16 protein-coding genes are annotated in these 13,670 nt (G+C 63.4%); 7 read left to right on the forward strand and 9 right to left on the reverse strand.

Annotated elements, in window-relative coordinates:
• Positions 1 to 98: 98 nt before the first annotated feature.
• The 5 genes from cysK to hrcA all read right to left on the reverse strand — a co-directional run bounded on the left by cysK (position 99) and on the right by hrcA (position 5,028).
• Positions 99 to 1,079 carry a cysteine synthase A gene (gene cysK / locus MESS2_RS05640; RefSeq protein WP_008873145.1) on the reverse strand — a complete coding sequence of 327 codons (981 nt, stop codon included), beginning with the start codon at positions 1,077 to 1,079 and terminating at the stop codon, positions 99 to 101.
• 286 nt (positions 1,080 to 1,365) lie between these two features.
• Entirely contained in the window at positions 1,366 to 1,983 is a 618-nt protein-coding gene (locus MESS2_RS05645) for a LysE family translocator (RefSeq protein ID WP_008873146.1), read from the reverse strand.
• A 292-nt stretch (positions 1,984 to 2,275) separates the two neighbouring features.
• Positions 2,276 to 3,628, reverse strand: a complete 1,353-nt coding sequence (locus MESS2_RS05650) for a PQQ-dependent sugar dehydrogenase (RefSeq protein ID WP_008873147.1) — start codon at positions 3,626 to 3,628, stop codon at positions 2,276 to 2,278.
• Positions 3,629 to 3,721: 93 nt separating this feature from the next.
• Positions 3,722 to 3,919: a hypothetical protein gene (locus MESS2_RS05655; protein ID WP_006326425.1), complete on the reverse strand. Its 198-nt coding sequence runs from the start codon at positions 3,917 to 3,919 to the stop codon at positions 3,722 to 3,724.
• Between the two features lie 11 nt (positions 3,920 to 3,930).
• Complete coding sequence (gene hrcA, locus MESS2_RS05660; RefSeq protein WP_008873148.1) at positions 3,931 to 5,028, reverse strand: heat-inducible transcriptional repressor HrcA; 1,098 nt, start codon at positions 5,026 to 5,028, stop codon at positions 3,931 to 3,933.
• A gap of 156 nt (positions 5,029 to 5,184) precedes the next feature.
• Here hrcA and rph point away from each other — a divergent pair, with 156 nt between their 5' ends.
• The 4 genes from rph to hemW all read left to right on the forward strand — a co-directional run bounded on the left by rph (position 5,185) and on the right by hemW (position 8,332).
• Positions 5,185 to 5,901: a ribonuclease PH gene (rph, locus tag MESS2_RS05665; RefSeq protein ID WP_008873149.1), complete on the forward strand. Its 717-nt coding sequence runs from the start codon at positions 5,185 to 5,187 to the stop codon at positions 5,899 to 5,901.
• A gap of 183 nt (positions 5,902 to 6,084) precedes the next feature.
• On the forward strand, positions 6,085 to 6,495 hold the full coding sequence (locus MESS2_RS05670; RefSeq protein WP_008873150.1) for a VOC family protein: 411 nt from the start codon (positions 6,085 to 6,087) through the stop codon (positions 6,493 to 6,495).
• Positions 6,495 to 7,172, forward strand: coding sequence for an RdgB/HAM1 family non-canonical purine NTP pyrophosphatase (gene rdgB / locus MESS2_RS05675; RefSeq protein WP_008873151.1), 678 nt, complete (start codon positions 6,495 to 6,497; stop codon positions 7,170 to 7,172). The genes MESS2_RS05670 and rdgB overlap by 1 nt, the downstream gene beginning before the upstream one ends.
• Complete coding sequence (gene hemW, locus MESS2_RS05680) at positions 7,169 to 8,332, forward strand: radical SAM family heme chaperone HemW (protein ID WP_008873152.1); 1,164 nt, start codon at positions 7,169 to 7,171, stop codon at positions 8,330 to 8,332. The genes rdgB and hemW overlap by 4 nt, the downstream gene beginning before the upstream one ends.
• A 341-nt stretch (positions 8,333 to 8,673) precedes the next feature.
• On the opposite strand, the gene MESS2_RS05690 is transcribed toward hemW, so the two are convergent.
• Complete coding sequence (locus tag MESS2_RS05690) at positions 8,674 to 9,894, reverse strand: ISAzo13-like element ISMme1 family transposase (protein ID WP_008873154.1); 1,221 nt, start codon at positions 9,892 to 9,894, stop codon at positions 8,674 to 8,676.
• A 225-nt stretch (positions 9,895 to 10,119) separates the two neighbouring features.
• Between MESS2_RS05690 and MESS2_RS05695 the strand changes: the two genes are divergently transcribed.
• Positions 10,120 to 10,443: a low molecular weight protein tyrosine phosphatase family protein gene (locus MESS2_RS05695; protein WP_008873156.1), complete on the forward strand. Its 324-nt coding sequence runs from the start codon at positions 10,120 to 10,122 to the stop codon at positions 10,441 to 10,443.
• 230 nt (positions 10,444 to 10,673) lie between these two features.
• On the opposite strand, the gene MESS2_RS30645 is transcribed toward MESS2_RS05695, so the two are convergent.
• Both MESS2_RS30645 and MESS2_RS05700 read right to left on the reverse strand, forming a co-directional pair.
• Positions 10,674 to 10,862 (reverse strand): hypothetical protein, encoded by a 189-nt coding sequence (locus MESS2_RS30645; RefSeq protein ID WP_008873158.1) that lies wholly within the window; start codon positions 10,860 to 10,862, stop codon positions 10,674 to 10,676.
• Between the two features lie 7 nt (positions 10,863 to 10,869).
• On the reverse strand, positions 10,870 to 11,061 hold the full coding sequence (locus MESS2_RS05700; RefSeq protein ID WP_008873160.1) for a hypothetical protein: 192 nt from the start codon (positions 11,059 to 11,061) through the stop codon (positions 10,870 to 10,872).
• A gap of 158 nt (positions 11,062 to 11,219) precedes the next feature.
• Here MESS2_RS05700 and rsmI point away from each other — a divergent pair, with 158 nt between their 5' ends.
• Both rsmI and MESS2_RS05710 read left to right on the forward strand, forming a co-directional pair.
• A complete protein-coding gene (gene rsmI, locus MESS2_RS05705; protein ID WP_008873161.1) occupies positions 11,220 to 12,134 on the forward strand; it encodes a 16S rRNA (cytidine(1402)-2'-O)-methyltransferase in 915 nt (304 codons plus the stop codon).
• A complete protein-coding gene (locus MESS2_RS05710) occupies positions 12,127 to 12,504 on the forward strand; it encodes a YraN family protein (protein ID WP_008873162.1) in 378 nt (125 codons plus the stop codon). Before rsmI ends, MESS2_RS05710 begins: the two co-directional genes overlap by 8 nt.
• Positions 12,505 to 12,722: 218 nt before the next feature.
• On the opposite strand, the gene MESS2_RS05715 is transcribed toward MESS2_RS05710, so the two are convergent.
• Positions 12,723 to 13,529 carry an undecaprenyl-diphosphate phosphatase gene (locus MESS2_RS05715; protein WP_008873163.1) on the reverse strand — a complete coding sequence of 269 codons (807 nt, stop codon included), beginning with the start codon at positions 13,527 to 13,529 and terminating at the stop codon, positions 12,723 to 12,725.
• Between the last annotated feature and the right edge of the window lie 141 nt (positions 13,530 to 13,670).

Below are 13,670 nucleotides of genomic sequence, written 5' to 3' on the forward strand. Positions count from 1 at the left end.
GAGCGCTTCACCGTTTCACAGAAACGGCGAACCGCTCTACCTCCTAGTTTTGACGCAATTCCGGACGGAAAACCGTTCACACTTTTCCTGGAATTGCTCTAAGCCCCCAGCCCTTCGAACAGGATCGTCGACAGATAGCGTTCGGCGAAGGATGGGATGACGACCACCAGGGTCTTGCCCTTGTTCTCCGGCCGCGAGCCGACGACGATCGCCGCCTGCAGGGCGGCGCCCGAGGAGATGCCGACCGGCACGCCTTCGAGGCGGGCGACAAGGCGGGCATTGGCGACCGAATCCTCGTTCGAGACCTTGACGATCTCGTCATAGATCGTGGTGTCGAGGATCTTTGGCGCAAAACCGGCGCCGATGCCCTGGATCTTGTGCGGGCCGGGCTGGCCGCCCGACAGCACCGGCGAGGCTTCCGGCTCGACGGCAACGACATGGACCGAGGGCTTGCGCTTCTTCAGCACCTGGCCGACGCCGGTGATCGTGCCGCCGGTGCCGATGCCGGCGACGAAGATATCGACCTCGCCATGGGTGTCGTTCCAGATCTCCTCCGCCGTGGTCTGGCGATGGATTTCCGGATTGGCCGGATTCTCGAACTGCTGCGGGATAATCGCGTCGGGCAGCGTCGCGGCAAGCTCGTCGGCCTTGGCGATGGCGCCCTTCATGCCCTTCGGGCCTTCGGTCAGCACCAGTTCGGCGCCGAGCAGCGCCAGCATCTTGCGGCGTTCCACCGACATCGTCTCCGGCATGGTCAGGATCAGCTTGTAACCCTTGGCGGCGGCGGCGAAGGCGAGCGCGATGCCGGTATTGCCGGAGGTCGGCTCGATCAGCGTGGTGCGGCCGGGCGCGATCCTGCCCGATACCTCCAGGGCCTCGATCATGGCGACGCCGATGCGATCCTTGACCGAACCTATCGGGTTGAAGAATTCGAGCTTTGCGAGCAGGTTGGCGACGACGCCCTTCTCCCTGGCGAATTTGTCGAGCCGCACCAGAGGCGTGTCGCCGATCGTCTCGGTGATCGAATTGAAGACGCGGCCGCGGCCGGGCAGGCGGGCGGGGGTGACGGGCTTGTTCATTGGTTTCGCTCCCAGATCAGGCAATTGGCATCGGCGGACAGAATAGGACTTTCAACCGCGCAAGATAGACTGTCGACAAGAAATATCGAGCTGGGAGCTTTGCTCAAAACGCCTGCACACGGGAAAGATAGTTCCTTTCGGCGCACTGTCGCAACGCTGCTGGATTGGCCGAAAACCTCCCCGGCTTCGTCATCCCAGGGCGGAGCAGGAGCGAAGCGACGTCGCGGAGACCCTGGGATGACGAAGGGACAAGCGTCTCAGACGATCAACCTGAATATCAATACACCTACTGCCGGGCGGCAATCGCTGCTGCGGCGCCGACCATGAAGCCGGCGGCGGTGCGGTTCAGGGCTTTAAGCGCGCGTGGCGACGTCAGGAACCAGCGCGCCTTGGCCGCCAACGCCAGATAGGGCACCAGCACCACCAGCAGCACGACCACGGTGAGCGCGACGAGGATGCCGTAGTCGGCCAGCGTGATGGTCTTCAGATCGACGATGGTCGGGGTGATGGCGAGGTAGAAGATCATCGTCTTCGGATTGCCGAGGGTGACGGCAAGGCCGGCGACGAAGCTCGACGCCAGCCCGCCCTTGCCCTGCTTCGCTTCAACCGTTTCGGGCGTGATGCCGCTCGTCCAGAAACGCCAGCCAAGGAAGGCGAGATAGGCGACGCCGGCCCATTTGATCGCCAGGAATACCATGCCGAAGGTCTGCGCGACGAAAGCGAGGCCGAGCACCACGGCGGTGAGGTAGGTCAGATCACCGAGCATCAGCCCGAACGACATCGCCAGCGAAGAGCGGAAGCCGGAGCCGAGCGCCCGCGCCACAAGCGCGGTGACGCCCGGACCGGGAATGGCGGCGGCGATGCCCAGCGCAGCACTGTAGGAGAGGAATCCGGCAAGGGTCATGGTTCGGTCCCAGATCAGAATGCCTTGTCGCATGGAACCGAACGGGAATGAATCCCCTGGGAGCCGGATTCGATTGCACCAGATACGGCTCTCTTCGCTTTACGAGGCCCCCTTCATCCGACCGAGCTTCGCTCGGCCACCTTCTCCCACAAGGGGAGAAGAGGCCTGGATCAACGCTGGCCATCTCCTCTTCCCTCGGGGAGAGGTCGGATTGCCCCGAATTGCGTTTCGCAATTCGGTTGGCAATCCGGTTGTGGGAGTCTGGCCAAGCGCAGTCCCAGGACCGTCTCGGTCAGGACCGGCTGGCGTCGTAAGTCACGCGCCAGATGGTGCCGCTACCGTCCTCGGTGACAATGAGCGCGCCGTCTTTGGCCACCGCCACGCCGACCGGGCGGCCCCAGACCGCTTCGTCCGAGACGACGAAGCCGGTCATGAAATCCTCATATTCGCCGGTCGGCTTGCCATCCCTGAACTTCAGCCGCACGACCTTGTAGCCGGTCCTGACGCCGCGGTTCCACGACCCATGCAGGGCGACGAAAGCATCCCCCCGATAGTCGGGCGGAAAGCTCTTGCCGTCATAAAAGACGATGTTGAGCGGCGCCGAATGCGCCTGCATCAGCACGTCGGGAACAATGGCCTTGCCGGCAAGGTCGGGTCGCTCGCCCTTGCGGCGCGGATCCTCATTGTTGCCGATATAGTACCAGGGCCAGCCGTAGAAGCCGCCTTCCCTGACGGCTGTTGCAAAATCGAACGGCACATTGTCGCCCAGCGAGTCGCGCTCATTGACGACGCACCAGAGCGCACCGGTCGCCGGCTGGATGGTCATGCCCGCACAATTGCGCATGCCAGTGGCCACGACCCGCCTGTTCTTGCCGTCCGGATCGAAGGCCAGCACGTCGGCGCGGCCATCCTCCAAGCCCCAGGCCGCGCCCAGCGGCTTCGACTTCACCCAGGCGTCGAGGCCGCCCTCCGGTTCCTTGCCCATGCCCTCCTCGCCCACGTTCGAATAGGAGCCTACCGACAGATAGAGTGTCTTGCCATCCGGCGAGAAGGCGATGTCGCGGGTCCAATGGCTCTTCCTGGGAATCTTGTCGACGATGGTCTCCGGTTTGCCCTGGGCTTTCAGGTCGCCGTTGCGATAGGCAAAGCGCACAACGCTGTTGCTGTTGGCGACATAGACCCACTGGGGATTGTCTCCAGGCGGGTAGAAGGCAATGCCGTAAGGCCGCCTGAGTCTACTGGCAAAGATAGACCTCAGGGCGGGAACGGCGCTGCCCTCGGCGAGACGATAAACGCGTATCTGGCTGTCTTTGCTGTTGGCAACGAACAGGTCGCCGTTCGGAGCGACGCGGACAACGCGCGGATTGGCGATGCCGGAGGCGATCATTTCCGCCGAAAAGCCCGGCGGCAGGATTGGCTTGGCTTCCTCGGGCCGTTCCACCACGCCGGGGCCGTTCGACACGGATTCGGTTACATAAGGCGCTTGCATATCCTCAGGCCGGATCAAGCGGCGCACGCCCGGCCGGTCGGCACGCCAGTCGCCGAAGGCCGCTTCGCCTTTCAGCACCGGCTGATCCGCCTGCTGAGCAAAAGAGGCTGTCGCAACAAGCAGGGCGGCGCCCACAAGACCGGCAAATCGGATCATACTGTCCTCCAGGGTTCTACCCAGAGCTGTAACGGCCGGACTCAACGGTCGTTCCAGATGGATGGTTCTGCACGCGGGGAATTGAAGGAGGGCTCAGTTCCCCGCGGCGTAAAAATCGTCATCGAGACGCTTTTCCAGCGTGACGAGGTCGTCCGGCAATGGCAGGCCCATGGCGCGCATTTCCCTCAGCTTTTCGCGCAACTGTTCCTGGATTTCATGCTGGTCCTCGGGCTGATTGACCATTTCTTCCAGCAGCATGCTGATCTGGGCCTTGAATGATTCCAGCGCCATTCTTTTTCTCCTTACCGCAGCATGCGGGAAATAAGCTGCGCCGTATAGTCGACCATCGGTACTATGCGCGCATAGTTCAGCCGGGTCGGACCGATCACGCCAAGCGCGCCGACGACGCGGGCGTCCTTGTCGCGATACGGCGCAACCACCAGCGACGAGCCCGACAGCGAAAACAGCTTGTTTTCCGAACCGATGAAGATGCGGACGCCCGGCCCGTCCTCGGCGAGGTCGAGCAGCTGGATCAGCCCATCCTGCGTCTCCAGATCCTCGAACAAATGCCTGAGCAGCTCGATATCGGCCTGGGCGGTGACATTTTCCAGGAGATTGGCACGGCCGCGCACGATGAGGCGCGCCGGCAGGCCGCTGTCGGCGCCGGCCCAGACCGCAAGGCCCTTCTCGACCAGGTCCTGCGACAGCATGTCGAGGGCAGCCCTCGTCTCTTCCTTGATGCGGGCGATCTCGATCCGTGCCTCGGCCAGCGTGCGGCCGCGAATATGGGCGTTGAGGAAGTTCGAGGCCTCATGCAATTGCGAGACGGTGATGCCGGCGGGCAGGTCGACGACGCGATTTTCGACGTCGCCATTCTGCGAGACGAGCACGGCCAGCGCCTTGGTCGGCTCCAACTGGATGAATTCGATGTGCTTCAGCGCCACTTCGTTCTTGGCGGCAAGCACGAGGCCGGCGCCGCGCGACATGCCGGACAGCATCTGGCTGGCTTCGGTCAGCATATGCTCCAGCGTCGCGCCCGAGCCGGACGCACGCACCTGCGCCTCGATGATGCGGCGCTCCTCGTCGGAGAGGTCGCCAAGCTCCATGAAGGCATCGACGAAGAAGCGCAGGCCGGCCTGCGTCGGCAGCCGGCCAGCCGAGATGTGCGGCGCATAGATCAGGCCGAGATGTTCGAGATCGCTCATCACGTTGCGGATGGTGGCCGGCGACAGCGACGACGGCAGGATGCGCGACAAGGTGCGCGAGCCAACCGGCTCGCCATCCCTGAGATAGGAATCGACGATGCGCCGAAAGATGTCGCGCGAACGCATGTCGAGCGATTGAAATGCGGGCGACTGAAGCGCCGGCGACTGCGACGCGGGATCGACTGCCTTGGTCATTCGGGCCAAAAACCTCCGATATCAAGGATATAGAGTTCGGCGGTATCCGCGCAACCCGGTTGCGTAAGCGCTACCCAGCCCATTTTCCTTTGCGCCATGCGCCCCATGCGGCTACAAGCCGGCCACGATTCCGAGAATAACAAGAAAGAAGCCCGAATGCGCCCTTCCAAACGCCAACCCGACGAAATGCGCGCCATCTCCTTCGAGCGCGGCGTTTCCAAGCACGCGGAAGGCTCATGCCTGGTGAAATTCGGCGATACGCATGTTTTGTGCACGGCGAGCCTCGAGGAGAAGGTGCCGGGCTGGATGCGCAATTCCGGCAAGGGCTGGGTGACGGCGGAATATGGCATGCTGCCGCGTTCGACCGGCGAGCGCATGCGCCGCGAGGCTTCCGCCGGCAAGCAAGGCGGGCGCACGCTGGAAATCCAGCGGCTGATCGGCCGTTCGCTGCGCGCCGTGGTCGATTTGCAGGCGCTGGGCGAGCAGCAGATCACCGTCGACTGCGATGTGATCCAGGCCGATGGCGGCACGCGCACCGCCTCGATCACCGGCGGCTGGGTGGCGCTTTACGACTGCCTGCGCTGGATGGAGGCAAGGCAGATGGCCAGCGTCGCCAAAGTGCTGAAGGACCATGTCGCGGCGATCTCCTGCGGCGTCCATGACGGCCAGCCGGTCATCGACCTCGACTATATCGAGGATTCCTCGGCCGGCACCGACGCCAATTTCGTCATGACCGGCAAGGGCGGCATCGTCGAGATCCAGGGTACTGCCGAGGGCGAACCCTTTTCGGAAGAGCAGTTCGCGGCGTTGATGGGCCTGGCCAAGAAAGGCATCCAGCGCCTGGTCAGCCTGCAGCAGATGGCTGTGGCGTAATTCTCGAATGTCGAGCTTGTCCACCCCCCTCTGGCCTGCCGGCCATCTCCCCCTCAAGGGGGGAGATCGGATATCATTTCGGCCTTCGCCAATCTCCAACATCGAAGGGTGCGCGACGACGCGGAAGCTGCCAATCTCCCCCCTTGAGGGGGAGATGGCCGGTAGGCCAGAGGGGGGCGCCTCGTGACGCCCTCTGCCATCCTGGAATCTGCCCTTTACGTCACGGACCTCGCCGACGCCGAATCCTTCTACCGTGACGTCCTCGGCCTCGATCTCCTCGGCAAGGTCGACGGTCGCCATCTCTTCTTCCGCTGTGGATCCGGCGTGCTGCTCGTCTTCAATGCCGAGGCGACGAAAGTGCCGCCGGCGCCCGACGCCAGGCTGAAAGTGCCGCCGCACGGCACGGTCGGCGAAGGCCATCTGTGCTTTGCCGCAAGCGCGGACGAAATCGCCCGCTGGAAGGCCCATCTCGAGGCGAAAAAAATCGCCATCGAAAGTGAGTTCGAATGGCCGCAAGGCGGCCGCTCGATCTATATTCGCGACCCCTCCGGCAATTCGATCGAATTCGCCGAACCAAGGATCTGGGGCATCTGATGCATTCGCTGAACGGACAGAAAATCGTCGTCGCCAGCCACAATGAAGGCAAGCTGCGCGAATTCGCCGACCTGATGGCGCCCTTCGGTTTCGAAGCGAAGTCGGCAAAGGAATATGGCCTGCCGGAACCGGACGAGACCGGCACCACCTTCGAGGAGAACGCTTATATCAAGGCGTTTGCCGCCGCCCAGGCGACTGGCCTGCCGGCCTTGTCGGACGATTCCGGCCTGTGCGTCGACGCGCTGGACGGCGCGCCCGGGGTCTACACCGCCAATTGGGCCGAAACCGCAGACGGTTCGCGCGACTTCGGCATGGCCATGCAGCGCACCGAAGTGGCGCTGCAGGATGTCGGCGCGGTCGATCCGGCACAGCGCAAGGGCCGTTTCGTCGCCGTCATCTGCCTCGCCTTTCCCGATGGCGCGGCCGAATATTTCCGGGGCGAGGTCGAGGGCACGCTGGTGTGGCCGCCGCGTGGCGAGCTCGGCTTCGGCTATGATCCGGTGTTTTTGCCGAACGGTTTTGAAAAGACCTTCGGCGAGATGAGTGCTGGGGAAAAACATGGCTGGAGGCCTGGCCAGCCCACGGCCTTGTCGCACCGCGCCCGCGCCTTCCAGAAATTCGCTCAAGCCCGATTGGATCTGGCGCGATTGGATTTGGCCCGATCGGGCTCGAAATGACCATGCTGCTCGACCGCAGCCCCGGCTTCGGCGTCTATATCCATTGGCCGTTCTGCGCGGCCAAATGCCCCTATTGCGACTTCAACAGCCATGTCCGCCACCAGCCGGTCGACCAGGAGCGCTTTGCGTGCGCCTTCGAGACAGAACTCGCGACGATGCGCGCCCGCACCGGACCGCGCGAGGTGACCAGCATCTTTCTCGGCGGCGGCACGCCGTCGCTGATGAAGCCGCAGACCGTAGCGACGGTGCTGGATGCGGTGGCGAAGAACTGGACGGTGCCCGATGGCATCGAAGTGACGCTGGAAGCCAACCCTTCATCGGTCGAGGCCGAGCGTTTCCGCGGCTACCGGGCGGCGGGCGTCAACCGGGTGTCGCTCGGCGTGCAGGCGCTGAACGACAAGGATTTGCGCTTCCTCGGCCGGCTGCACAATGTCGAGGAGGCGTTGCATGCGATCGGCCTGGCGCGCGAAATATTCCCGCGCCTCTCCTTCGACCTGATCTATGCGCGGCCCGGCCAGACACCTGAGGCGTGGCAGGCGGAACTCGAGCAGGCGATCGGCCATGCCGCCGACCATCTGTCGCTCTACCAGCTGACCATCGAGGAAGGCACGCCGTTCCACGCGCTGCATGCGGCGAAGAAATTCGCCATTCCCGACAACGACCACGCCGCCGACCTCTATGCGCTGACGCAGGAGATCACGTCGGCGCATGGCCTGCCGGCCTACGAGATTTCCAACCACGCCAGACCGGGCGCGGAAAGCCGGCACAATCTGACGTATTGGCGCTATGGCGAATATGTCGGCGTCGGTCCCGGCGCGCATGGCCGCTTCGTCGAGAATGGCCGCCGCACCGTCACGATCGCGGAGAGAATGCCGGAGACCTGGGCCAATCTGGTCGAGGCCAAGGGCCATGGCGTTACCGGCGGCGAGATACTGACGCGTTCGGAAGAGGCCGACGAATTCCTGCTGATGGGGCTGCGGCTCGCTGAAGGCATCGATCTCACCCGTTACGAGGCGTTTTCCGGTCGCGGCCTGTCGACGGCGCGGCTCTCGGTGCTGCAGGACGAAGGCCTGGTGGCGCCGATCGGCAATGCCCGCCTGCGCGCCACGCCGGCCGGCATGATCGTGCTCGACGCGGTGGTGGCGGACCTGGCGCGTTGAACTCGGCCGCAAGCCAGCCGATCCATCGCGGACAATCTATCGTCTCGCACAAGAATGTTAGACACTCGGCTCAGTCAAATGAAGCCGTCGCATCCAACTTGGGCCTGCCATGAAGTTTCTGATCCATGAGACACTGCGAACTTTGAACACGGATGATGTTTTCGAGTTTGGCGTGACCGAGATTTCGAAATCCCGAGAGTACGACGACCTCTACGAAGCGGAGATCGTGTTTAGCAGAAACCAAAAAACGAAAAGACATAAAACGTCAGGCCTGAGTGAGTTCGATGTAGTTCGTAATTTTATGACGTATGTTGGGATAAACCTTAGGTCTTGTTGATAAATTATCGCACCATATTGGGTTGCGGTTTGATGGTGTAATTCCAGTCGCCATGGAAGTCGTGGCGATGGAGATTGAGGGCGTCGATGTCGGCATCGGCGACCTTGATGCCCTTTGGGTAGGCGTTGGTATCGAGTTCGCTGCGGACGGTGAGGCCGGCTTTGGTGGTTGTCGCTGCAATCAACTGAACGATTGTCTGGTAGCTGACGAGCGGCCGGCCGCGCCAGTTCTGGGTGATGAACGAGAAGAGGCGGTGCTCGATCTTGTTCCACTTGCTGGCGCCGGGCGGGAGATGACAGACGGTGATGTCGATATCGAGTTCGTTGGCGAGGCTCTGAAGCTCGATCTTCCACAGCCGTACGCGTGAGCCGTTGCTGCCGCCGCCATCGGCGGAGATCAGCAGTTGTCGGGCGTTGGGATAGCGTTGCTGGCCCATGGTCTGCCACCAGCGGCGGATCGAGTTGACGGCGAAGCTGGCGGTATCATGGTCGATACCGACGCTGACCCAACCGGCATTGTCGGCGATGTCGTAGACCCCGTAGGGTGCCGCCCGGCCAAGCTCGGGGATCTTGAAGTCATGCACCCGGACCTTTTCCGGATCGCCCTTGGGACGATATTCCCGGCCGTTGTTCTTGAAGTCGCCGACCAGTTCCTTCTTCTTGGTATCGACCGAGATGGCGGGCTGATCGGCCGCCAGCGCCGCTTTCACCTGATCGTTGATGTAGTGGAACTGGGCGTCGCGGTCGGGGTGGCTGGCGCCTTCGAGCGTCTTGCGATTGGCCTGCAGGCTGTAGCCCAGCTCGCGCAACAGCGTGGCCACCACATTATGGCCGATGCGGTGCCCGCACGCCTGCAACTCGGCGGCCAGGTTGCGCAGGCTTTTGGCGGTCCACAGCAGCGGCGCCATCGGATCACCGCGCGTGACGGGATCGACGAGCGCCTGGAGATCTCCCAGCAGCGTCTCGTCCGTCGCCGTCAGGGACTTTCTGCCACCGCCCGCCCGGCGCACCCGATCCAGAGGGACTGCCAGGACCGCTTCCTCGCGCAGTTCGGCCAGGCCCCGAGTGATCGTGCTGCGCGCAATCCCCGTCGCCCGCGAGACCGCCATCACGCCGCCATGGCCGGCCGCCAGCGCCTCGGCCGCCGCAAAACGCCGCCGACCCCGCTCGTCCAACAATGGATCAAGGGCTCCAAACCGCAACCGAATGGCGCTATCGTCGATCACAGACCGGAATCTAGCTGCGCCGATTCGGCAGGGGAATCCCCCAACCCAAAAAACCCGCATACCGATTCAGTTATTTATCAACGAGCCCTTAGAGCGCTGGCAAAAAACGATTTGGTGGAGTTCGACCTCAACGGACTTACCCTCGATCAGTACATACCGCTGACCAAGACACTACGTGAGATTTCGGATGAGTAATTGCCTTGATCGAATAGGTGCTGGCAGGTCTTGAAGAACGTCCTCTTCGTCTGCAGCCAGAACCGCTTGCGCAGCCCGACCGCCGAGCAGGTGTTTTCCAAGCGAAGGGATATCGAGGTCGCCTCGGCGGGAACAAACCACGATGCCGATACGCCGCTGACGCATGAACTCGTCGCCTGGGCGGATGTCATTTTCGTGATGGAGAAGGTGCATCGCGCCAAGCTGCAGAAGAAATTCAAGACCAGCCTGAAGCGAGCCCGGGTCATCTGCCTCGATATTCCGGACGACCATGAATTCATGGATCCGGAGCTGGTGCGTCTGCTAGAGGCGAAGGTTCCGAGATATCTCGGCTGAAGGATGTGGCCAAGCGTCCGCCACCACGCCTTCGTCATCCTCGGGCTTGACCCGAGGATCCATGCCGCGACCCCTGCCGAAGGATGCAACGGAAACAGAATTCTGGACCGCTGCGGCGCTTTGATGTCACGGCATGGATCCCAGGGTCTGCGCTGCGGCGCTTCGCTCCTTGCTTCGCCCTAGGATGACGAAGGGAGGGATTGCCTCTGTCAATCGCGGAGGTTTCCTCGTCAAGCGTCGTGCTTGAAACGACGCTTGCCGCGGTCCCTCTCGGCATGCGCTTCTCCGGGTCGAGCAGGCTTGGCGTCGGCCTTGTCGCGGCGGACGTTGTGCTGATCATTCATCGGGTGTGATGGAACGCCTTGTCTGGCGCTTTTCGTTTCAAGACGGGTGATGAAGATATCGAAGCGATTGGGCATCGTCCGGTCAGTGCTCCGTCGTGCTGTCGGTTTCGGTCCTGGCGTCGGTCAGCAGGCGACGCAGGAGCCGTTTGCCGGCTTCCCTGCTGTCGGCGGCGTTCGCGACTTCGGCAGGCAGGTTCTTGTCCTTCAGCGCGGCGAAGCGCTTTCTGCCGGCATAATAGGGTTCGAAAACGTCCTGTATCTTCAGACTGTCCATCCTGCTCCTCCCAAGAGATCAAGATTAAATCCGCCGGTCCCGGTTTCGTTCCCTACTGTGGCGAAGGCATGGCGTGCCCTTGACATCTGCGTGGCTTTTGCAACCGGGTGTCACTCGTGCCAAACAGGCCCAGATGCATGCGAGCGGAGAGGGCAGCGGTGACCGGCGACAAACGCAGCTATGTGATCGGGCAAACCGAGCTGGCGGCCAGGCCGCTCGCGCCGGCGCTCTATCTGGTGGCGACGCCGATCGGCAATCTGGCCGACATCACGCTGCGGGCGCTGGAGACGCTGGCCGCCGCCGACATCGTCGCCTGCGAGGACACGCGCGTCAGCCGCGTGCTGCTCGACCGTTACGGCATCCGCCGCCGCACCACGGCCTATCACGAGCACAATGCCGGCGAGACCGGGCCGAGGCTGATCGCGGCGCTGGAAGCCGGACAGAGCGTGGCGCTGATTTCCGATGCCGGCACGCCGCTGATCTCCGATCCGGGCTACCGGCTGGTCGGCGAGGCGATCGACCGCGGCATCCGCGTGGTGCCGATCCCCGGCCCGTCGGCGCCGCTTGCCGCGCTGACGGCGTCCGGCCTGCCGTCCGACGCCTTTCTGTTCGCGGGCTTCCTGCCGGTGAAATCGGGGCAGCGGCTGACGCGGCTGCGAGCGCTGAAAAGCGTGCCGGCGACGCTGATCTTCTTCGAATCGCCGCGCCGGCTGGCCGAGACGCTTCTTGCCATGGTCGAGGCGCTGGGCGGCGCCCGCAAGGCGGCGATCGGCCGCGAGCTGACCAAGACGTTCGAGGAAATGCGGACCGGCACCTTGCAATCGCTTGCCGAGCATTACGCGGTGGCCGACACGCCGAAGGGCGAAATCGTCATCTGCGTCGGCCCCGCCGAAACCGGGGCCGACGAGCCTGAAGACATCGACCGGCTGCTCATCTCGCTTGCCGCCGAGATGCCGGCCTCCAAGGCTGCGGCGGAAGCGGCAAAGATGACCGGCGGCCAGAAGCAGGCGCTTTACCGGCGGCTGCTTGAGCTGAAAGACAGCAAAGAGGGCGGGGGAAACGGCGATGGCTGAACGCCCGCTCGCCAGCCGCCAAAAGGCCTATCGGCGCGGCCATCGCGGCGAATGGCTGGCGTCGGCGGCGCTGATGCTGAAAGGCTACCGGATCCTCGCCCGCCGCCATCGCACGCGGTTCGGCGAGATCGACCTGATCGCGCGGCGCGGCGACCTGGTGCTGTTCGTCGAGGTCAAGGCGCGCCGCACGCTGATGGAGGCGATGGAGGCAGTTCGCCACGATTCGGAGCGCCGCATCGAAAGCGCCGCCGACCTCTGGCTGTCGCGTCAGGCCGACTACGGCAGGCTGTCAATGCGCTTCGATATGGTCGCGGTGCTGCCGTGGCGCTGGCCGGTGCATGTCGAGAATGCGTTTTATGGGCGCAATTGAGCCGCTCTCTTCGTCATCCTAGGGCGAAGCAGTCGCGAAGCGACGTCGCGGAGACCCTAGGATCCATGCCGTGACCAACAAGCTATCAAGGAAAGCGCCTGGCCAAGGCTATTCTCGACCGCTGCGGCCTTCGGTCAACGTCACGGCATGGATCCTCGGGTCTGCGCCGCGTCGCTACGCTCCTTGCTCCGCCCGTGGATGACGAAAGTGTGGTGACCTCACCCCCAGATCATCAGGGCCACAAGCCCGACGCCGCCGACGACCAGCCGCCACCAGCCGAACAGTGAATAGCCGTGGCGCGAGACGTATTCGAGCAGGAAGCGCACGACGATCAGCGCCGTAATGAAGGCGGCGATGAAGCCGACGGCGATGATCGGCAGGTCGGCGCTGCTCAGCACGTTGCGGTTCTTGTAAAGGTCGAAGGCGAAGGCGCCGACCATGGTCGGGATGGCGAGGAAGAAGGAGAATTCCGCCGCCGCCCGCTTGTCGACGCCCAAAAGCAGCGCGCCGACGATCGTCGAGCCGGAGCGCGACGTCCCTGGGATCAGCGACAGGCACTGGAAAAGCCCGATCTGCAGATAGAGCCTGGTCGGGAACCGCTCGACGTCGCGGTAGACCGGCTTCAGCTTCATACGATCCACCAGCAGAAGTACCACGCCGCCGATGATCAGCATGATGCAGATCAGCCGCGGCGATTCGAACAGGATCGTCTTGATGAAATCATGCGCCAGCGCGCCGATGACGGCCGCCGGCAGGAAGGCGATGAGGATGCCGAGGGCGAAATGGCGCGTCAGCCGGTCATATGGCAGTTCGAGCAGCATCTTCCACAGGCGGCGGAAATAGACGCTGAGGATTGCCAGTATGGCGCCGAGCTGGATCAGGATCTCGAAGGCCTTGCCGGTCGAGCGAAAGCCGAGAAAATGGCCTGCTAGCAGGATATGGCCGGTGGAGGAAACAGGAAGGAACTCGGTCAGCCCCTCCAGCAGGCCGAGCAGCAGCGCTTGGACGATGGTCTGGCTTTCCATGGCAACCTCGGCGTTCGAGAGAGAGCTTGAAGGAACGGCTTGCGAAAGGGCTTGCTTGTCACGGCGCGGAACTCCCCCTATAGGTCGCAGCACCCTGACAGCCCGGTGAACCGGGCGGTCAAGACTTACCGGCGCAGCCGG

Origin of the sequence: Mesorhizobium metallidurans STM 2683 (assembly GCF_000350085.1) — a bacterium.
Taxonomy (GTDB): domain Bacteria; phylum Pseudomonadota; class Alphaproteobacteria; order Rhizobiales; family Rhizobiaceae; genus Mesorhizobium; species Mesorhizobium metallidurans.